Origin of the sequence: Neorhizobium sp. T6_25 (genome assembly GCF_002968555.1) — a bacterium.
Lineage (GTDB): Bacteria > Pseudomonadota > Alphaproteobacteria > Rhizobiales > Rhizobiaceae > Neorhizobium.
This window is the reverse complement of record NZ_PVBL01000027.1, coordinates 71864-91785: the sequence shown is the minus strand read 5'-3', so window position 1 is coordinate 91785 and position 19922 is coordinate 71864. Positions and strand designations below refer to the sequence as shown.

At 63.5% G+C, this 19922-nt stretch carries 15 protein-coding genes; 7 read left to right on the top strand and 8 right to left on the bottom strand.

Annotation, left to right across the window (positions count from 1 at the left end; genetic code table 11):
• Positions 1 to 156 precede the first annotated feature (156 nt).
• From C5L10_RS27315 to C5L10_RS27295, 5 genes are all read left to right on the top strand, one after another.
• Entirely contained in the window at positions 157 to 594 is a 438-nt protein-coding gene (locus C5L10_RS27315) for a cytochrome c-type biogenesis protein (RefSeq protein WP_105432228.1), read from the top strand.
• 146 nt (positions 595 to 740) lie between these two features.
• The gene (locus C5L10_RS27310) at positions 741 to 2330 is read left to right on the top strand and encodes a Do family serine endopeptidase (protein WP_105432219.1); all 1590 of its coding nucleotides are present in this window, start codon (positions 741 to 743) and stop codon (positions 2328 to 2330) included.
• Between the two features lie 155 nt (positions 2331 to 2485).
• Positions 2486 to 3163 (top strand): response regulator transcription factor, encoded by a 678-nt coding sequence (locus C5L10_RS27305; protein WP_037081175.1) that lies wholly within the window; start codon positions 2486 to 2488, stop codon positions 3161 to 3163.
• Positions 3164 to 3190: 27 nt separating this feature from the next.
• Positions 3191 to 4582, top strand: a complete 1392-nt coding sequence (locus C5L10_RS27300) for an ATP-binding protein (protein WP_172717207.1) — start codon at positions 3191 to 3193, stop codon at positions 4580 to 4582.
• Between the two features lie 32 nt (positions 4583 to 4614).
• A complete protein-coding gene (locus C5L10_RS27295) occupies positions 4615 to 7566 on the top strand; it encodes a bifunctional [glutamine synthetase] adenylyltransferase/[glutamine synthetase]-adenylyl-L-tyrosine phosphorylase (protein WP_105432218.1) in 2952 nt (983 codons plus the stop codon).
• Positions 7567 to 7603: 37 nt separating this feature from the next.
• Here C5L10_RS27295 and C5L10_RS27290 read toward each other — a convergent pair whose 3' ends face one another.
• Together C5L10_RS27290 and C5L10_RS27285 are read right to left on the bottom strand one after the other, a co-directional pair.
• Entirely contained in the window at positions 7604 to 9946 is a 2343-nt protein-coding gene (locus tag C5L10_RS27290) for a PAS domain-containing sensor histidine kinase (RefSeq protein ID WP_105432226.1), read from the bottom strand.
• A gap of 164 nt (positions 9947 to 10110) precedes the next feature.
• Complete coding sequence (locus tag C5L10_RS27285) at positions 10111 to 11313, bottom strand: MFS transporter (protein ID WP_105432217.1); 1203 nt, start codon at positions 11311 to 11313, stop codon at positions 10111 to 10113.
• Between the two features lie 121 nt (positions 11314 to 11434).
• Here C5L10_RS27285 and C5L10_RS27280 point away from each other — a divergent pair, with 121 nt between their 5' ends.
• Positions 11435 to 11998 (top strand): TetR/AcrR family transcriptional regulator, encoded by a 564-nt coding sequence (locus C5L10_RS27280; RefSeq protein WP_105432216.1) that lies wholly within the window; start codon positions 11435 to 11437, stop codon positions 11996 to 11998.
• 16 nt (positions 11999 to 12014) lie between these two features.
• Here the strand turns inward: C5L10_RS27280 and pepN are convergent, their stop codons facing one another.
• A complete protein-coding gene (pepN, locus tag C5L10_RS27275; RefSeq protein WP_105432215.1) occupies positions 12015 to 14663 on the bottom strand; it encodes an aminopeptidase N in 2649 nt (882 codons plus the stop codon).
• A gap of 342 nt (positions 14664 to 15005) precedes the next feature.
• Here pepN and C5L10_RS27270 point away from each other — a divergent pair, with 342 nt between their 5' ends.
• On the top strand, positions 15006 to 15944 hold the full coding sequence (locus C5L10_RS27270; protein WP_105432214.1) for a DMT family transporter: 939 nt from the start codon (positions 15006 to 15008) through the stop codon (positions 15942 to 15944).
• A 40-nt stretch (positions 15945 to 15984) separates the two neighbouring features.
• On the opposite strand, the gene C5L10_RS33870 is transcribed toward C5L10_RS27270, so the two are convergent.
• The 5 genes from C5L10_RS33870 to C5L10_RS27250 all read right to left on the bottom strand — a co-directional run bounded on the left by C5L10_RS33870 (position 15985) and on the right by C5L10_RS27250 (position 19907).
• A complete protein-coding gene (locus tag C5L10_RS33870) occupies positions 15985 to 16137 on the bottom strand; it encodes a hypothetical protein (protein WP_172717206.1) in 153 nt (50 codons plus the stop codon).
• Positions 16138 to 16163: 26 nt separating this feature from the next.
• Positions 16164 to 16355, bottom strand: coding sequence for a hypothetical protein (locus tag C5L10_RS27265; protein WP_037080985.1), 192 nt, complete (start codon positions 16353 to 16355; stop codon positions 16164 to 16166).
• Between the two features lie 176 nt (positions 16356 to 16531).
• The gene (locus tag C5L10_RS27260; RefSeq protein WP_105432213.1) at positions 16532 to 17431 is read right to left on the bottom strand and encodes a uracil-DNA glycosylase family protein; all 900 of its coding nucleotides are present in this window, start codon (positions 17429 to 17431) and stop codon (positions 16532 to 16534) included.
• Positions 17432 to 17568: 137 nt separating this feature from the next.
• Positions 17569 to 18861, bottom strand: coding sequence for an Hsp70 family protein (locus C5L10_RS27255; RefSeq protein WP_105432212.1), 1293 nt, complete (start codon positions 18859 to 18861; stop codon positions 17569 to 17571).
• 155 nt (positions 18862 to 19016) lie between these two features.
• Positions 19017 to 19907, bottom strand: coding sequence for a LysR family transcriptional regulator (locus C5L10_RS27250; protein WP_105432225.1), 891 nt, complete (start codon positions 19905 to 19907; stop codon positions 19017 to 19019).
• Between the last annotated feature and the right edge of the window lie 15 nt (positions 19908 to 19922).

Sequence of the window (19922 nt, the reverse complement as noted above, 5' to 3'; positions counted from 1 at the left end):
GTCCCCTTCTGGCCTGCCGGCCATCTCCCCCACAAGGGGGAGGGGCTTCCCCGCTCCATTGTACCCTTGAGATGGATTCGAGGCGTCGCCACGAGTTTTCTCCCCCCTTGTGGGGGAGATGGCCGGCAGGCCAGAAGGGGACTTTTCTCGTTCCTTCTGCTTTTTCTTGTCTTCCTCGCCCCCCTCCCGGCCTTTGCCGTCAACCCCGACGAGGTGCTCTCCAACCCCGTGCTCGAGCAGCGCGCCCGAAATCTTTCGGCGCAGTTGCGCTGCATGGTGTGCCAGAACCAGTCGATCGACGACTCCAATGCGGAGCTTGCCCGCGACCTGCGGGTGCTGGTGCGCGAGCGGCTGGCGAACGGCGACACGGACGATCAGGTGATAGACTACGTCGTGTCCCGCTACGGCGAGTTCGTCCTCCTGAAGCCGCGGCTCAGCGCCAAGACGATGATCCTGTGGGCCACTCCCGTCCTGCTACTGCTGGTCGGTGGCGTGGCGATCCTGGTTTTTGTCCGCACGCGGCCCAGCCAACGCGCGGTTGCGGCGCTCTCCGCCGAGGAACAGGCGCGCATCGAAGAGCTTTTAAAAAAATAGGCGGCCGAAACAGACCACCCCAAACATTACCAATATTTCATTCGTCCGCCACCTGCAGTTAACCTGCGAGCGCCTATATCTCTTGTCATCCACCGCCTGGCTGACCTCCAGCCAAAATGACTGAAGAGAAGAAGGTAGCTTAAAACATGCGCAATATCGGACGTCCCTCTCTGAAGACCGTCTTGAAGACCACCACGGTTGCTGGTCTTGCCGCGGTCATGCTCTCGAGCGGCATCCCGGCTCAGGTCACGCAGTCCCTTGCTGCTCCGGTCAGCGTCACCGCACCGCAGGCCCCGAGCTTTGCCGATGTCGTTTCGGCCGTTTCCCCTGCCGTCGTTTCCGTGCGCGTCCAGTCCGACGCCCAGCCCGTTTCCGATGACACCAGTTCGTTCAGTTTCGGCGGCCGCGGCTTCGACCAGCTTCCCGATGACCATCCGCTGAAGCGGTTCTTCCGTGAATTCGGCGGCCAGGTGCCGGGCGCTCCCGGTGCTCCGGGCGACCGCAACAACCGCAACCAGGATCGCGCCGACCGCAATGGCCCGCGGGGGCCGGATAGCAACCGTCCTCACCGCCTGCGCCCGGCGGCACAGGGCTCCGGGTTCTTCATCTCCGAAGACGGCTATGTCGTTACCAACAATCACGTCGTTTCGGATGGTTCCGCCTACACGGTCGTTTTGAACGACGGCACGGAACTCGAAGCCAAGCTGGTCGGCAAGGACAGCCGTACCGATCTCGCAGTCCTCAAGGTCGACGCCACCAGCCGCAAGTTCACCTATGTCAACTTCGCAGATGACTCGAAGGTCCGCGTCGGCGACTGGGTGGTTGCCGTCGGCAACCCGTTCGGCCTTGGCGGCACGGTCACCGCAGGCATCGTTTCGGCTCGCGGCCGCGACATCGGCTCCGGCCCCTATGACGATTATATCCAGGTTGATGCGGCCGTGAACCGCGGCAATTCCGGCGGCCCGACCTTCAACCTCTCCGGCGAAGTGGTGGGCATCAACACCGCGATCTTCTCGCCGTCGGGCGGCAATGTCGGCATCGCCTTTGCGATCCCGTCTTCCACCGCCAAGGACGTCGTTGCCGACCTGATGAAGGACGGCAAGGTCGATCGCGGCTGGCTCGGCGTGCAGATCCAGCCGGTCACCCAGGATATCGCCGACTCGCTTGGCCTCAAGGAAGCGACCGGCGCCCTCGTCGTCGCTCCGCAGGAAGGCTCGCCGGGCCAGAAGGCCGGCATCAAGGAAGGCGACGTCATCACCGCCGTCAACGGTCAGCCGATCAAGGATGCCCGTGACCTCGCCAAGCGCGTTGCCGCCTTCGGCCCCAACACCAAGGTCGATGTTGACCTGTGGCGCGACGGCAAGGCGCAGAAGATCCCGGTCACGCTCGGCAATCTCCAGAGCGACGAAGCCGCCGCGGCCACGCCGAAGCAGCCCGACGCTCCGGCGCCCTCCAGCGACAAGGCGCTTGCCAGCCTCGGTATCACTGTCGCTCCGGCCGAGGACGGTTCCGGTCTCTCGGTCACCGACGTCGATCCGGATAGCGAAGCCGCTGCCCGCGGCCTGAAGACCGGGGAAAAGATCGTCTCGGTCAACAACCGCAAGGTCACCAGCGCCGCCGATGTCGGCAAGGTTCTCGACCAGGCCCGCAAGGACGGCCGCACCCGCGCGCTGTTCCAGGTGGCCGGTGAAAACAACACCAGCCGCTTCGTCGCCCTGCCGATCAACGAAGGCTGATTTCTCAAACAGGTCGCAAGGTCAGGGCGCCGCCGGCAACGGTCGGCGCCCTTCTTCTTTCCATGGAGCGAGTGATGGAGACGGATACCCGATATTCTGCCGGCACCGCAGATTCCCGTAGTGCAAAGACAGGCGCGGACGCTATTGTCCCGCACATGAAGATTCTGGTGATAGAAGACGACTTGGAGGCGGCAGCCTACATGACCAAGGCCTTTCGCGAGGCCGGGATAGTGGTCGACCATGCAAGCGACGGCGAGAGCGGTCTGTTCATGGGAACCGAGAATTCCTACGACGTGATGGTCATCGACCGCATGCTGCCGCGCCGCGACGGGCTGTCCGTCATCAGCGAACTGAGAAAGCGCGGCATCAATGCGCCTGTGCTGATCCTTTCGGCGCTCGGCCAGGTGGACGACCGCGTGACCGGCCTGCGCGCCGGCGGCGACGACTATCTGCCGAAGCCCTACGCCTTCTCCGAGCTTCTCGCCCGCGTCGAAGTGCTCGGCCGCCGCAAGGGCACGCCGGAACAGGACATGGTCTACCGGGTCGGCGACCTGGAGCTTGATCGGCTGTCGCACGAAGTGAAGCGCGCCGGCAAGGAAGTGCTGCTGCAGCCGCGCGAATTCCGCCTGCTCGAATATCTGATGAAGAATGCCGGCCAGGTGGTGACCCGAACCATGCTGCTCGAAAACGTCTGGGACTATCACTTCGATCCCCAGACCAATGTCATCGACGTGCATGTCTCGCGGCTGAGATCGAAGATCGAGAAGGATTTCGAAAAGCCGCTTCTGAAGACGATCCGCGGCGCCGGTTACATGATCAAGGACGAGGGGTAAGCCGAGTTGCTGGCACGCGTCCGCCTGATGTTCCGCTCGACGGCCGTGCGGCTGTCGGCGCTCTATATCCTGCTCTTCGCCTTGTGTGCGGCCTTCCTGGTCATTTACGTGACGGCGATGTCCGAACGGCTGCTGGCGCAGCAGACGCGCCAGTCGCTGCAGGAGGAAGTGCAGGAGATACAGCGCGCCTATGAACGGGGCGGCGTCAGCCTTCTCCTGCGGATGATGGAGCGGCGAGCCCGCCAGCCGGGCGCCAACCTCTATGTGATCGCGGGGCCAAACGGCGAAATGCTTGCCGGCAACGTCGCCGCGGTGCAGCCCGGCGTGCTCGACGAACAGGGCTGGACGGACATTCCCTTCACCTATGAACCCTATACGGAAGTGGACCGCCGCGGCCGGCATCTGGCGACCGCCAACGTCATCCGCCTCGACAACGGTCTGCGGCTGCTGGTCGGCCGCGATCTCGGCGACCCGAGCCGGTTCCGCGGCATCGTGCGCCGGGCGCTGATGGTGGCATTGGCCATCATGGGCGTCGGAGCGCTGGTGATCTGGTTCGGCATCGGCCGCAACGCGTTGAAACGCATCGACCGCATGTCGGCGGCGAGCCAGAAGATCATGGCCGGCGACCTTTCGCAGCGCCTGCCGGTCGGCAAGTCCGGCGACGAATTCGATCGGCTGTCGGATTCGCTGAACGCCATGCTCGGACGCATCGAGAAGCTGAACGAGGGTCTGCGCCAGGTTTCCGACAACATCGCCCACGACCTGAAGACGCCGCTGACGAGATTGCGCAACAAGGCAGCCGATGCGCTGGGCGAGGATCGTGCGGACGTGCGCCGGACGGCCCTCGAAGGCATCATCGCCGAATCCGACCAGCTTATCCGCACCTTCAACGCGCTGCTGATGATCTCCCGTGTCGAGGCGGGCTCGATCGCCGCGGAAATGTCCGATGTCGATCTGTCGGCGATCTCCGCCGACAGCGCCGAACTCTACGAGCCGGCGGCAGAGGAGGCCGGCCTGTCGCTCACCACCGAACTCGAACCGGGTCTCGTGGTTACCGGCAACCGGGAGCTCATCGGGCAGGCGATCTTCAATCTCCTCGACAATGCGATCAAATATGCTTCCGAGGGAAGCCAGACGCCGAAGATCGGCGTGAAGCTTGCCAGGAGCGACGGCACGCTCAGGCTCTCCGTCTGCGACAACGGCCCCGGCATCCCGGCCAACAAGCGGGGCGAAGTGACCAAGCGGTTCTTTCGCCTGGACGAAAGCCGCTCCAAACCTGGCACCGGCCTCGGCCTCTCGCTGGTCGAGGCGGTAATGGAGCTGCATGGCGGCGCGCTGGAACTCTCCGCCACCGACGAGACGAATGCCACGGCGCCGGGGTTGACGGTCACCATGGTCTTTCCCGTGCCGAAGCCCTAAGTTTCGCCAGGGAAGAATCACGGGAGGTGCCAGTGTCGGAGACCGGAAATCGGCTCGATACGGTGAAGGCGGAGGTGATCCGCCCGCTGAACCAGACGGAAACCAAGGCGGCGATGGCGGCCTTGAAGGATATCGGCAAGTCCGAGCCTTCGGTCGCGCAACTGCTTGGCAAGGACAGCGCGCTTAAGGATTTCATCGTCGCTGCCTTTACCCTCTCGCCTTACCTGCGCGATACCGCGGTCATCACGCCAAGGCTTTTGACGATCGCAATCACCGAGCCGCTGGAGCCGACGCTGGAGCGTCTGGTGGATACGGCCCGCCGGGCCTGGCAGAAGACGGACGGCAAGGCGCCATCCGAAAACGAGGTGATGGGCGCGCTGCGTGCCGGCAAGCGGGCCTTGAGCTTCCTCGTGGCGCTTGCCGATCTCGCCCGTATCTTTTCCGCCAGGGACACGACGCGCTGGCTTAGCCTGTTTGCGGAAGCCTCCGTCGCGGCGGCGATCGACCACCTTCTGGTCGCCGGTCATGAGAGCGGCAAACTGAAGCTCGCCGACCTCGAAGAACCGAGCATGGACTCGGGCCTGATCGTACTCGGCATGGGCAAGCTCGGCGGCCGCGAGCTCAACTATTCCTCCGATATCGATATCGTCGTCTTCTTCGACCCTGAAACGGGCATCCTTGCCGATCCGCTCGACGGGTCGGAAGTCTACGGCCGGATGATGCGGCGGCTGATCCGCATCCTGCAGGAACGCACGGCAGACGGCTACGTGTTCCGCACCGACCTGCGCCTGCGCCCGGATCCCGGCTCGACGCCGCTCGCCGTCTCGCTCGATGCGGCGCTGATCTACTACGAGGGCCGCGGCCAGAATTGGGAGCGGGCGGCCTTCATCAAGGCGCGGCCGATCGCAGGCGACATTGCCGCCGGCGAAAACTTCATGCGGCTGCTGACGCCCTTCGTGTTTCGCAAATATCTCGATTATGCGGCGATCGCCGACATCCATTCGATCAAGCGGCAGATCCACGTGCACAAGGGCCACGGCGCGATCGCCGTGAAGGGCCATGACGTCAAGCTCGGCCGTGGCGGCATCCGCGAGATCGAGTTCTTCGCCCAGACCCAGCAGCTGATCGCCGGCGGCCGCATGCCGCCCCTGCGGGCGCGCGAAACGGAAGCGGCGCTGAAGGCGCTCGCCGAGGCGCGGTGGATCGCGCCTGATATCGCCGCCGAATTGACCGAGGCCTACTGGTTCCTGCGCGATGTCGAACACCGCATCCAGATGGTCCACGACGAACAGACCCATAACCTGCCGCAAACCGAGCCCGAACTGAAGCGTATCGCCTTCATGCTTGGCTTTGCCGATACCGCCAGCTTTTCCGCCAGGCTGGAACATGTGCTGAAGACTGTCGAAAAACGGTATGCCCGGCTGTTCGAACAGGAGGCAAAACTGTCCGGCGGCGACGGCAATCTTGTCTTCACCGGCCAGCAGGACGATCCGGGCACGTTGAAGACGCTCGCCTCGCTCGGCTTCGAACGCCCGGCCGATATTTCCCGCGTCATCCGCACCTGGCATTATGGCCGCTACCGCGCCACCCAATCGGCCGAGGCGCGCGAGCGGCTGACCGAGCTGATGCCGGCGCTGCTGACGGCGTTCGGCGAGAGCAAGCGTGCCGACGAGGCGCTGCTACGGTTCGACAGTTTTCTGAAGGGTCTGCCGGCCGGCATCCAGCTCTTCTCGCTGATCGGTAACAATCCGCCGCTGCTGGCGCTCATCGTCACGATCATGTCCTCGGCGCCGCGGCTTGCCGATATTATCGCCTCCAAGCCGCATGTCTTCGACGGCATGCTGGATCCCGGCCTGATGGCCGAATTGCCGACCCGCGACTATCTCTCCTATCGCCTGGAGGCATTCTTGACCGCCGGCCGGCACTACGAGGAAAAGCTCGACCGGCTGCGCATCTTTGCGGCCGAGCAGCGTTTCCTGATCGGCATCCGGCTGCTAACCGGGGCGATCTCGGGTGCCCAGGCGGCACGTGCCTTCACCCATCTCGCTGACCTCCTGATCGATGCGGCGCTCAAGGCGGTGACGGCGGAGATCCGCAGCGCCCATGGCCTTTATCCGGGCGGCCGCGTCGCCGTCATGGGCATGGGCAAGCTCGGCAGTTTCGAACTGACTGCCGGTTCCGACGTCGATCTCATCCTTCTCTACGATTACGATAGCGAGGCGCCGGAAAGCGAAGGCAACAAGCCGCTCGATTCCAGCCGCTATTTTACCCGCCTGACGCAGCGGCTGGTCGCAGCGCTTTCGGCGCCGATGGCCGAGGGCGTGATCTTCGAGGTCGACCTGCGCTTGAGGCCGTCGGGCAACAAGGGGCCGGTTGCCACCCGCATCAACGCCTTCGGAAAATACCAGCGCCAGGAGGCCTGGACCTGGGAACACATGGCGCTCACCCGCGCCCGGCTGATCTGCGGCGAGGAAAGCCTTGTCGACGAGGCGAAAGGCCTGATCCGCGAAGTGCTGTCGACCAAGCCCGATATCGCCAACGTCGCCAAAGACGTGGCCGAGATGCGCGAGCTGATCGAGAAGGAAAAGCCGCCGCGCGATATCTGGGATTTCAAGCTCATTCCCGGCGGCCTGATCGATATCGAGTTCATCGCCCAGTATCTGCGGCTGATAGCGCCGGCCAGGGGCATGACGCTCGATACCTATGGTTTCAGCACGGAAGAAGCCCTGAAGGCGCTCGGCGAAAAGCTGATGAAGCCGGCCGATCTCGATATCTGCGTCGAGGCGTTACGGCTTTTCACCGAGCTTTCGCAGATCGTCCGGCTCTGCGTCGACGGACCGTTCGATCCGGGCGAGGCGCCCGCAGGGCTCGTCGAGCGCGTCTGCCGGGCAGGGGATTGCCCGGATATCCGCACGCTGGAGGGCGAGGTAAAGCGGCTTTCGAAGGCGGTGCGGGGAATATTCCAGTCGGTCGTCCGGAAGTGAGGGCGCCTCCGCCCCTCATCTGGTTTCGCGGTCGACCTCAGGCCACTCGCTTGCGGCCGACCAGCATCGGCTGGTCAGGGATCAGCAGCGAGACGACGGTGCCTTCGCCGACCCGTGAACGGATCCGCATCTTGCCGCCGTGCAGGCCGATCAGCGAGCGGGAAATGGCAAGTCCCAATCCCGAGCCGCCCTTGCTCTTGGCATACTGGCTCTGCACCTGCTCGAACGGCTGGCCGATCTTGTTGAGCGCTTCCAGCGGAATGCCGATGCCGGTATCAGCGATCGTCAGCAGCACCCCTTTTTCCATCTTGCGGGCACGCAGTTCGATCCTGCCGCCGTGGTTGGTGAACTTGACCGCGTTGGAGAGGATGTTGAGCATCACCTGCTTCAGTGCGCGGCGATCGGCCACCATGTGGAGGCTGTCGCAGAGGCGCTGATGGATGGCGATCTGCTTGTCCTGGGCCGAGATCGAGGTGAGGCGGAGGCTTTCCTCGATCAGCGGCTTCAGGTCGACCGCCTCGCACTGGATGCGCATGTGGCCGGCCTCGATCTTCGACATGTCGAGAATGTCGTTGATGACGTTGAGGAGATGTTTGCCGCTGTCGTGGATGTCCTTGGAATATTCCGAATATTTCGGCGAGCCGAGCGGTCCGAACATGCCGTTCGTCAGGATTTCCGAGAAACCGAGGATGGCGTTGAGCGGGGTCCTGAGTTCATGCGACATATTGGCGAGGAATTCCGACTTGGCCTTGTTGGCGGCCTCCGCACGGTCCTTTTCCGCCTGATAATTGGCGTTGGCGATCGAAAGCTCGGACTTCTGGCGCTCCAGTTTCTTCTGCGAGGAGGAGAGGTCGCCGATCGTTGCCATCAGCCGGCGCTCGCTGTCGCGCAGCCGCTCCTGGTGGCGCTTCAGCAGCGTGATGTCGGTGCCGACCGAGACCAGGCCGCCATCACGGGTGCGGCGCTCGTTGATCTGCAGCCAGCGCTCGTCGGCGAGCTGCACTTCCGTGGTGCGCGAAAGGCCGCTGCCGTCCGGATCGGCGACGCGGCGCTCGATGACCGGGCGCGCGGCGGCGGCGTTGACGGCGTGACGCTCGGTGCCGGGCACCAGCACGCTGTCCGGCAGGCCGTAAGCCTGCTGGAAATGGGTGTTGCACATCACCAGGCGGTCGTTCTTGTCCCAGAGCACGAAGGCTTCGGACGTGCATTCGATCGCGTCCGCAAGACGCTGGTCGGCCTCGGCGTAACGCTGGGCGAGGCGGTGCTGCTCAGTGACGTCCATGGCGATGCCGATGACGTGGGTGCGCCCCTGGCTGGTCTTCACCAGCTGGGCGCGGGCGCGCATCCAGACATAGTGGCCGGCCGCATGGCGCATGCGAAAAACCTGGTCGACCTGCTTGGCATTTCCGCGGCTGATGGCGCGGGCGAGCGCGTAGATATTGCCGTCGGTCGGATGCATCATTCGTGCCGCGTCGGTAAACGAGATCACGTTGCCGGCAGGCGGCAGGCCGAGCATCTCGTACATCGAACCCGACCAGAACAGGCGCCGGTTGCTGACGTCGAAATCCCACAGCCCGCAACGGCCACGCGACAGCGCCGTCTCGATGCGCAGATTGGATTCGACGAAGGTTTCGTCAGCCTCTCGGGCGCGTTTCACCTGCATGTAATAGGCGTAGAGGATGACCAGCAGGATCGCCGAAATGCCGGTGAAGAGCGTGACGTTGAGGGACACGTCGTGGCGCCATGCCAGATTGATGCTCTCCAGCGAATAGGCCGCCACGATCAGCGCGCCTTCGCTGCCGACCATCTCGATGGCCGCATAGTGCGGAACTTCGCCGAAATAGGTCTCGATCACACCGCTCTCGTCGCCGAACCGCCGCAGCGCCGCGGTTTCCGGCAGGACGGAGGTCAGGCGCCTGCCGACATAGCTGGCGGCCTGCTTGGTCCCGCCGAAGATCCGGCCGGTTTCGTCGACGAAGAGGAAGAAGGCCTCGGCCTCCAAGCGTTCCTGCGGCAGAAAGGTACCAAGGCGTTTTTCCGCGGCGGCGCGGTCCCGACCGATGAGTGCCGTTGCGTCGCCTGAGAAGGCAGCACTCGCGGTGGCCGCCATCAGCGCGGTCGCCTGCCGTGCGGCATCTTCCATCCGCGTGTATTCGGAGACGATGCCGAGAATGCGCGATGCGGCAACGACGGTGAGGAAGGCGATGATAAGAAGAGGGATCGAACGCTTGAGAACGAGTTCCACCCGCGGCATCTGCCGCGCGATGGGCTTGACGGAGAGTCGGGCCTCATCCGGGATGACCCGCCGCAAATTTCCAAGGCTTGGAAATTTTAGACGCAGCCGCCCCTCGGCCGCGGTTACCCGCTGCACGTCCGACATGGTTTTCATGGTGTCCCTCATGGTGATTCGGCGCGCCGCTCGCCCGAATCTGCCTTAATGAATCATTAGTGATTCTTCGTGTCCAGAGGCTTGCTAAGATTTTTTTAACGATTTGATTCAATTGCGAATCGGAAGAGTCCCGCGGGGGCGGCAAACCGGCCGTCTCAGGAGACGGCCGGGCTTTCGGAAAGGTTGGTGCGGGTGGCCGCGATCGAAATCACCGCCAGCGTGATGATTGCACCGCCATAGACATACGCGGTATTGGAGAGGCCAAGCGACGGCGCGATCAGTCCGGCGACAATGGCCGGGATCGAAAAGGCGAGGTAGCTCTCGACCAGGAAGGCTGCGAACAGGCCGGCCCGTTCGTGGCTCTCGGCAAGCGGCAGGACGATCTTCAGAATGTTCGAGAAGATCGATCCGAACCCGAGACCGGCCACCGCCGTGCCGAGGAAGAGAAGCCAGACCGCCTGCAGGTGTACGCCGGAGAGGGTGATCAGGACGCCGATCATCAGCGCGGTCGTGCCGGTCGAGAGAACCCGCTGCGGCGTCCATGCGCGGAACAGGAAGACCGAGGCGGTGGCGCTCAGCATCAGCGTCGCGACCACCGTACCGCCGACGAAGGGCGAGGTAATGCCGGTCGCAACCGCAACCAGCGTCGGCATCAGCGACAGATAGAAGCCGCCGAGCGCCCAGCCGGCGACATTGACCGGCGTGACCTTGAGCAGCGTCGCGCGGGCCCGCGGCGGCACGCTGATATGCGGACGCATGGCGGCGAGCGCACCCGGCCGTCCGGTGATGGTCTCCGGCATGAAGGCAAGCGCGATGATGCCGGCCACCGTCACGATGAAAAGAAGCGCATAGATGAGGTGCGTCGGAGCGGGTGCGAAGGCGACGAGCGTGCCGCCGGCAAGCGTGCCGACCATCAGGCCGAGGAAGGCGGTGATGCTGTTGAGTGTCGGCCCTCTGCGCTTGTCGGTATCGAGGATGGTCGCCCCGAAGGTCGGGAAGGCGATGCCGGTCGCGAAACCTTGGACGATACGGCCGACGAGCAGCATCGTGCCCGATTCAGCCAGCATGAAGACGATCAGCGCCGCGGCGTTGATGATCAGTGCCAGCAGGATCAGCGGGCGGCGCCCGAGATAGTCAGAAAGCCCGCCGACGGTCAAAAGCGCCGCGAGCAGCGCGAAAGAGTAGGAACCGAAGATCAGGGTGATCATCGCCGGAGAGAGATGGAAGAGCTCTTGGTAGAGATGGTAGAGCGGCGTCGGCGCGCTGCTGGTCGCGGAGATCAGCACCGCGAATATGAAACTGTAGACCGTCATCCGGAAAGCTGACGGGGAATTGGGCGAGGGGAGGATGCTGCTCATGGCGGTTCACCTTAACGCAAATTTTTAGCGTTAGCCGGATATAGTTGCATTGCTGGATTAATGCAATATCTTTGCATTAAGGAATTTTATATCTCCGGCACGTGCCGGCAAGGAGAACAGATTGGCCAGGGAAATGGTGCGCCAGGGTGGGCGCAGTGCCCGCATACAGTCGGAGGTGCACCGCACGGTTCAGGATCTGCTGAAGACCATGGATCGCGGCGAGATCACCGTGCCGATGATTGCGGAAAAATCCGGCGTGACGCCGTCGACCATCTATCGCCGCTGGGGGGATCTGTCGGAACTCCTGGCGGATGTCGCGGTCGCGCGCATGCGGCCGGTCGCCGACCCGGAAGATACCGGCGCGATGGGCTCCGACCTCGAAACCTTCATTCTTCAATATGCGGAGGAGATGTCGTCGAAGGTCGGACGCTCGATGCTGGCGGATGTGCTTGGCAGCATGGAAGGCGCCGCAGCGGGCCGCTGCTGCCAGTTCACCTATGATCACCTGGAGACCTTGCGCGAGCGCGCCCTGACGCGCGGCGAGAAAGCCTTCGACGTGAGCGAAGCGATCGACGTCGTCGTCGCGCCGATCATTTACCACATCCTGTTCGGTGACCGCGAGCTGACGACCGACTATTGCCGCTCGCTGGTTTCCCGCTTCCTGGAAAAATGCGCCGGCGCTTGAAGCCGGCGCCTCAGGCTCAGCTTTTCAGCATCCGCTCGACGATGTCTCGCACGTCGGTCGAAAGCGTTGCAGCCTGTTCGATCGTGGTCAACGCCGCGCGGGCATGGTCGGCGCGCTGGGGTTCCAGCGACCGCCACGAACGCATCGAGGTCAGGATCCGGGCCGCGAGCTGCGGATTGCGCGGATCGATCGCCAGGATCTGCTCGGCCAGGAACCGGTAACCTTCGCCATCGGCGCGGTTGAAGCCGGTCGGATTGCCGAAGGCGAACGTACCGATCAGCGAGCGCACCCGGTTCGGATTGCTGGCGATGAAGCGCGGGTTTTCCATCAGCGCCCTGACGCGGGCAAGCGCGCCCGCGCCGGGAATGGTCGCTTGGGTCGAGAACCACTTGTCGACGACAAGAGCATTGCCGTCGAAGCGCGCGAGGAACGTGGCGAGCGCGTCTGTCGTTTCCGGCGCGTCCGGGAAACGATGGGCGAGCACCGCGAGAGCCTGGGCGAGATCGGTCATGTTGTCGGCGGATGCGAAGGCTCCGGCCGCGCGGGCTGGCGTTCCTTCCGCGTAGGTGAGGTAGGACAGGGCGGTGTTGCGCAGCGAGCGCTTGCCGGCGCTTGCCGCATCCGGCGTAAAGGCGCCCTTGACTTTCATGTCCTCGAACAGGCGCAGGAAAGTCCTGGTTCCGGCCTTGGCGATCTCCGAAAGAATGGCGTGGCGGCCGGCATGGATCGCATCGGGGTCGTTGTTGCCGCCGAGTTCGCGGGCGATGTCGGCCTCGCTCGGCAACGTCAGCGCCTGGGCGCGGAAGGCGGGTTCCAAAGTCTCGTCGCCTGCGGCTTCCAGAAGGGCCGCGACGAAAGACGGGTCGCAGGTGATTTTCTTGCCGTCACGCGCGTTGCGCGCCGCCTGCATCAGGTTCGGCAGGGCAAGATCGGTCAGCGCCTGCCAGCGGGCGAAGAGGTCGGCGTCGTGGCGGGCGATATGGGCAAGATCGGCCGGCGTCTGGTCGAGATGCAGGTTGATCGGTGCCGAGAACGAACGGTTGAGCGACAGGACAGGACGGGAGGAAATGCCCGAGAAGGCGAAGGTCTGCCGGCGCTCGGTCAAATGCAGGACGTCGCCGGTGACTTCGCCGCCCGCGACCTTGGTCGGCACTGCCGCCGAGCCGTTGTCGAGGATGAGCGCGAAGGAGAGCGGGATGTGCATCGGCTCCTTGGCCGTCTGGCCGGGGGTCGCCGGGATCATCTGCTCGAGCGACAGCTTGAAGGTGCCGCTTGCCTGGTCGTAGTCGCTCGACACCGTGACCAGAGGCGTGCCGGCCTGGTGATACCAGAGCGAGAACTGCGTAAGGTCGCGTCCGCTCGCATCCTCGAACGACTTGACGAAATCCTCGACCGTCGCGGCCTGCCCGTCGTGGCGCTCGAAATAGAGGTCCATGCCCGCCTTGAAGTCGTCACGGCCGAGAAGCGTGGCGATCATGCGGGTGACTTCCGAACCCTTTTCGTAGACCGTGGTCGTGTAGAAGTTGTTGATCTCGCGGTATTTGGTCGGGCGGACCGGATGCGCGAGCGGACCTGCGTCTTCCGGGAACTGCTCTGATTTCAGGTGCCGCACCTCGGCGATGCGCTTCACCGCGCGCGAACGCTGGTCGGCGGAGAATTCGTGGTCGCGATAGACCGTCAGGCCTTCCTTGAGGCAAAGCTGGAACCAGTCGCGGCAGGTGATGCGGTTGCCGGTCCAGTTGTGGAAATACTCGTGGGCGATGATCGCCTCGATATTGGCGTAGTCCTGGTCGGTCGCGGTTTCCGAGTCGGCCAGCACGTATTTGTCGTTGAAGACGTTGAGGCCCTTGTTCTCCATCGCCCCCATGTTGAAGTCGGACACGGCGACGATCATGAAGATGTCGAGGTCGTATTCGCGGCCGAACCGCTCCTCGTCCCACTTCATCGAGCGCTTCAGCGCGTCCATGGCATAAGCCGCGCGTGCCTCCTTGCCATGCTCTACATAAATCTTCAGCGTCACCTCGCGCTCGGACATGGTGACGAACGTGTCCTCGACAACCCCGAGATCGCCGGCGACCAGCGCGAAGAGATAGCTCGGCTTCGGATGCGGGTCGAACCAGGCGGCAAACGCGCGGCCCTCGTCGTAACCGGCGCCGCCCAGGAAGTTGCCGTTCGACAGCATGACCGGGTTGGCGGCCTTGTCGCCGATGATGGTGATCGTATATGGCGCCAGCACGTCCGGCCGGTCCGGGAAATAGGTGATGCGGCGGAAGCCTTCCGCCTCGCATTGGGTGCAGTAGATGCCGTTGGTCCGATAGAGACCCATCAGCTGGGTGTTGGCTTCCGGATTGATGAAGGTGGTGACGGTGATTTCGAAGGGAACGTCGGCCGGCAGGTCGCGGATCGTCAGGCTTTCCGGCGTCGCATCGTATTGCGCCGCGGGCACTTCGTTCTGGTCGAGCAGCAGTCCGGACAACGCCAGTTCGTCGCCATCCAGCACCAGCGGCGCCGAAGGGTCGACACCATCGCGCCGATGGAAGATCAGCCGCGCATCAACCTTGGTGTTGGTTGGGTCGAGCTCGAAGGTCAGATCGACGCGTTCCAGGACGAAGTCGGTGGGGCGGTAATCTGCCAGATGAACGATCTGGCCCGTATCTGTTCGCATGTTGCTTCCTGAACCGGCTCTTCAAATTGGTGTCGGGAGCTTTGCAGCACTCCCGTCGAACTGGCACACACACCCGTCGCCGCGCGGATAATTGCACGCAATGCTAAACGATTGTTGAAACTTTGGCTAAAATAAAGCGTGATTTTGATCCGCTGTATTTCGCGCAATCTTTCACAAGGTCACGGATATTGATCGACCTATCATCAGTTTTGATCCCCCTCACGGCACTTTTCCGTTACTTTGCCGTCAAACTGAATCTTCCCCGATCGCCTCTCCAAAACGCCCTGTCCGTGCGGACTGGATTTCCACCGAAAATCCCCCAAGAATCCCCATGAGTTGTTGATGGCCGCCGATGCCCTGAATCCCCTGCGCGGGATCATGTTCAAAGTCACCTCCGTGGTGATCTTCGTGATGATGCAGACCTGTATCAAATCCGCAGGTCCCGATATCCCGGCCGGGCAGATCACCTTCTATCGTTCCGCCTTCGCGCTCGTGCCGATCATGGTCTATCTCGCCTTCCAGGGCGAGTTGCGCGGCGCCTTCCACACGAACAGCCTGACCGGCCATGTGAAACGCGGCTTTCTCGGCATTCTCTCGATGGTTTTCGGTTTTTACGGCCTGGTGCACCTGCCGATGCCGGATGCGATCGCGATCGGTTATTCCTCGCCGCTCCTGGCGGTCGTCTTTGCCGCGATCTTCCTGAAGGAGACGGTGCGTATCTACCGCTGGAGCGCGGTCATGGTCGGCATGGTCGGGGTGGTGATCATCTCCTGGCCGAAGCTCACCATGTTCGAACAGGGCGGAATGGGCTCGGAGCAGGCGATGGGCGCCGCCTCCGTCATCCTCTCGGCGGTGCTGGCGGGCTTTGCGATGATCCAGACGCGCCAGCTCGTGCGCACCGAGAAGACGGCGACGATCGTGCTCTATTTCTCGCTGTCCGGTGCGCTGTTTTCACTGCTCAGCCTGCCCTTCGGCTGGGCAGAGCTGACGATGCCGGAAAAGCTTTTCCTGATCGGTTCCGGGTTCTGCGGCGGCGTCGGCCAGATTTTGTTGACCGAAAGCTACCGCAATGCGGATGTGTCGACGGTCGCGCCGTTCGAATACACCTCGATCCTTCTCGGGATCTGCATCGCCTATGTTCTGTTCGGGGATGTGCCGACGGCGGCCATGCTGGTCGGGACGGCGATCACGGTATCGGCGGGGATTTTCATCATTTACCGCGAGCATCAATTGGGGCTCGAGCGGAAGGCGGCGCGTAAGGCTTCGCCGCCCGGAGCTTGACCCCCGGACTTGAGCCCCGGGACTTGAGAAAGTCGGATGCTTAAAGCGGGATGGCCGCAGCGACCGGGTTGGCCGCTTCGGTAGACGCACGGACAGCACCGGCGCGGCTATATTCGCGCGAGGCGTTCACGGCAGCGCCGATGTGAGAAAAGTTCTCGCGCAGGGTGCGGATCGGGTGGAAAATGGCCGTCATGGCTGATGCTTCCTTGGGTCGCGCGATCAACGTTCGCGGAAATCGGCGAAGACCGAAGCCGGACGAGTGACGCCGACCGGGCGCGCCATGGCGCAGGAGGTAAGCTGCTCGTTCGTCGCGGAGCCGAAATGGTGATAGCCCTTCGTCGAGCGCGGCGACAGGCCGGCGATGCGAAGAGTTTCGAAACCCGAATGGATCGGGCGGAAGCGGGTCGTCATTGGCCTTGGTTCCTTAAACCTAGAATTCCTCCCAAGACACAGGCCTAATATTGCAATGCAGCATCGATTCTGCAATGCAGCAAAACGCTGCACTGCCATGCGCCGGTTGCATGGCATTTTTCATATTTCCGTAACTTTACCCGAATTAGGGTTCAATCTGCCTGAAATGCGGGCAATCACTGCGCCGACAAACGCATTTTGAACATCAAAAGGTCTTGCCAGGCGAGCGCCTTGTTGGCCGGGGCCGCAAGCAGTTCCTGCGGATGCAGGGTGGCGATCGCCGAAAGCGTCACGCCGCCGAAACCGATGTCCCGCCATTCGCCGCGCATCGAATGGATCGTCCCGTTGCCGCCGAAGAAGAAACGGGCCGGGAAGTTGCCGAGGAGCAGCAGGAGTTTCGGCTCCGCGAGCGCCACCTGACGCTCGAGGAACGGCCGGCAGATATCCATCTCGGCCTGCGACGGCATGCGGTTCCCCGGCGGCCGCCAGGGGATGACATTGGTCAGCAGAACGTTGTCGCGGGAAAGCCCGATCGCGCCGAGCATGCGGTCGAGCAACTGCCCCTGCCGCCCCGAGAAGGGAATGCCGTCGCGGTCGTCGTCCGCATTTGGCATCGGGCCGATCACCATGATGCCGGAAGCGGGGTTGCCGCTCGCAAACACCGTGTTGCGCGCGCCGTTCTTCAGGTTGCAGCCGTTGAAGGCTTCCAGCGCGGTTCTGAGTTCGTCGAGCGAACGGGCGCTTTCGGCCGCAAACCGTGCCGAGGCGACCGCCTGTTCGTCCGGTACCGATACGGGCGCGGAGGCGGGTGGAGGTGCTGACGCGCGCGCCGTCGGAGCTGTGCGTTTCGGCGTTGCCGCGGCTGCCTGGGAGGTCGGCGCCTGCTCATGGTTCGTCGGCTGCTGTTGCCGGGCTGACGCGGGCGCTCTGGCATCGGCCTGCGCCGCCTTCTGGGCCGCAAACTGCGCGAACCGGTCCACCGGCTCATCCTCGACAAGCCACTCCACGCCCGCATCCGCATAGAAATGCAGAAGGGCGGCGAGCTCGGGAGCGTCCATGTCTTTGACGAGGTTCATCTGATTCACACTACAGCATGTCGCGTGCGAGAGGGAACCGGTTTTGGGCTCGAACGGGCGATGGCATGTGGACGGCGGCGGCGCGGCAGTCTCCCGTTAATCTGCCCCGCAAGGGGGGAGATCAGCCAGCTGTACCCTCAAGCCGCCCATTGCGCGACATTGTCGCTCTCGCCGATCAGCGCCAGGCCGTGGGCGATCGACAGCAGTTCGCCGCCAGTCTCGATCTTGCCGGCGTCGAATCGCTGCGTGAAGATCCGCCGCACGGCCGGCACGAAGGAGGTGCCGCCGGTCAGGAACACCTTGTCGATCTCTGAAGGCGCGGTGCCGGTCTTTTGCAGCACCTCGTCGAGCGCACCTTCGATGCGGCCGAGGTCCTCGGCGATCCAGCCTTCGAAATCGGTGCGCTTCACCATTTTCCGGCCGGCACGCCCAAGCGGCGCGAAGTTGAATTCCGCTTCCTCGGCTCCCGACAGCGCCATCTTGGTCGCCGAAATCGCCTGGTAGAGCGGGTAACCTTCGTCATGGTCGACGAGATCGACGAACAGTTCGAGCTTTTCCGGCTCCAGCGCCGAGCGCACCAGCGATTTCAGGTCGGCGAATTCGCGCGTGGCCTTGAATATCGACAGCTGGTTCCAGCGGCCGAAATTGACGTAATAGCCGGCCGGCACGTCCAGCACCTTGTCGAAACTCTTGAACTTGCTGCCCTTGCCGATTTCCGGGGACACCAGGTTGTCGATCATCCGGTAGTCGAAATGGTCGCCCGCAACCCCGACGCCCGAATGCCCGATCGGGGTGGCGGTCAGCTTGCCAGCCTTGGTTTCGAAGCGGATCAGCGAATAGTCGGTCGTGCCGCCGCCGAAGTCGGCGACGAGAACGGTGGCGTCGCTCTTCAGCGTCTGGGCAAAGTAATAGGCGGCCGCGACCGGTTCGTAGACATAGTGGATTTCCGGAAAGCCAAGCCGCGTCAGCGCCTCGTTGTAGCGCTCGGTCGCCAGCTTCGGATCCGGATTGGCACCGGCGAAATGCACCGGCCGTCCGGCGATCACCCGCGACACGTCGGTCGGCCAGTTGTCCTCGGCATAGATCTTCAGGCGCTTCAGGAAGATCTCCATCAGGTCCTCGAAGACGTGCCGGCGGGCAAACACCAGCGTGCCCTGGAACAGCGCGCTTGCCGCAAACGTCTTGATCGACTGCAGGAATCGACAGTCGCCGGGATTGTCGATGAACTGGCGGATCGCCGCCTGTCCGGCCTCGACCTTCAGCGCCTGCGCCCCCATCACCGGATCCTTCATGAAGGAGAGCGCCGTGCGCATCGAATCGCTCTCGCCGGCGGCGCTGGAAAAACGCATCGAATGCGTTGTGCTGCCGCCATCGGCCAGTGCCAGAACCGTATTGGTCGTGCCGAAATCAAGCCCGAGCGCCCGTGCCATCGCCGTGCTCCTTTTACCCATCGAAGATCATTGAACCGGAACCCCCGGCAATGCGCCGGCAGGTTCCGAATGCGAAAAGGGCGCTTCTGGCGCCCCGGAATTTTTGAGAGGGCGGGTGATCGCACAAGGCAGGCGGGATGGCAACCCCGAAGACCCTAGATTTCCAGCTGCCGGCGCGTCTCCGCCGCCTGTTGCGACAGCCAATTCCTGAACATTTCCATGGCCGGCGTCACGGTGCGGGATTTGAGCCGGGTCAGCCAGTAGCTGCCCTTGGAAATATAGATTGGAAATGGCTGCTCAATCATGCCCGCGGCAAGCTGGCGGGAGAACATCAGGGGAGGGGCGAGCGCCACGCCAGCCCCTTGCATCGCCGCCTCGACCATCAGCACGGAACTGTCGAAGACCAGCCCGCGGATCTGTGGCGGGGCGACATGGGCCGCCTCGAACCAGCCCGGCCATTCGTCGGCGCGGTAGGAACGCAGCAGGACCTGGTGCGCCACGTCTTCCGGTGTCTTGAGTTGGCGGGCGATCGCTGGAATGCAGAGGACGGACAGCGGCGCCTCGAACAGCGGATCCGCCTCGATATCGTGCCAGGCGCCGTTGCCGAACTTGATCGTGTAGTCGAGGCCCTCGGCGGCTATGTCGACGCGGTTGTTGTTGGTCGAGAGCCTCAGGTCGATGAATGGGTATTTTTCCCGGAAGTCGGAAAGCCGCGGCAGCAGCCAGCCGACCGCCAGCGTGCCGACCGCACCGAGCTTCAGCACCTCGCGCACATGCCCGTCTTCGAAGCGCTCCAGCATGGCTGCCATGCGGTCGAAACTGTCCTGCAGCGCCGGCAGCAGCGCCAACCCTTCCTCGGTGATCATCAGCCCGCGCGGCAGGCGGCGGAACAGGATCACGCCGAGCCGCTGTTCGAGGAGCTTTACCTGATGGCTGACGGCGGCCTGGGTGACGCAGAGTTCGATCGACGCACGGGTGAAGGAGAGATGCCGGGCGGCCGCCTCGAAGGCCCGCAGCGCGTTCAGCGGCAAATATGGTCGAACCATGGCCATGCCCTAATT

Excerpts from the sequence above, each read along its gene's own strand:
- pepN (WP_105432215.1), bottom strand. The coding sequence starts at position 14,663 with ATGCGAACAGATACGGGCCAGATCGTTCATCTGGCAGATTACCGCCCC.
- C5L10_RS27300 (WP_172717207.1), top strand. The coding sequence starts at position 3,191 with ATGTTCCGCTCGACGGCCGTGCGGCTGTCGGCGCTCTATATCCTGCTC.
- C5L10_RS33870 (WP_172717206.1), bottom strand. The coding sequence starts at position 16,137 with ATGACGGCCATTTTCCACCCGATCCGCACCCTGCGCGAGAACTTTTCT.
- C5L10_RS27265 (WP_037080985.1), bottom strand. The coding sequence starts at position 16,355 with ATGACGACCCGCTTCCGCCCGATCCATTCGGGTTTCGAAACTCTTCGC.
- C5L10_RS27250 (WP_105432225.1), bottom strand. The coding sequence starts at position 19,907 with ATGGTTCGACCATATTTGCCGCTGAACGCGCTGCGGGCCTTCGAGGCG.
- C5L10_RS27310 (WP_105432219.1), top strand. The coding sequence starts at position 741 with ATGCGCAATATCGGACGTCCCTCTCTGAAGACCGTCTTGAAGACCACC.
- C5L10_RS27305 (WP_037081175.1), top strand. The coding sequence starts at position 2,486 with ATGAAGATTCTGGTGATAGAAGACGACTTGGAGGCGGCAGCCTACATG.
- C5L10_RS27290 (WP_105432226.1), bottom strand. The coding sequence starts at position 9,946 with ATGTCGGACGTGCAGCGGGTAACCGCGGCCGAGGGGCGGCTGCGTCTA.
- C5L10_RS27255 (WP_105432212.1), bottom strand. The coding sequence starts at position 18,861 with ATGGCACGGGCGCTCGGGCTTGATTTCGGCACGACCAATACGGTTCTG.
- C5L10_RS27285 (WP_105432217.1), bottom strand. The coding sequence starts at position 11,313 with ATGAGCAGCATCCTCCCCTCGCCCAATTCCCCGTCAGCTTTCCGGATG.
- C5L10_RS27260 (WP_105432213.1), bottom strand. The coding sequence starts at position 17,431 with ATGAACCTCGTCAAAGACATGGACGCTCCCGAGCTCGCCGCCCTTCTG.
- C5L10_RS27270 (WP_105432214.1), top strand. The coding sequence starts at position 15,006 with ATGGCCGCCGATGCCCTGAATCCCCTGCGCGGGATCATGTTCAAAGTC.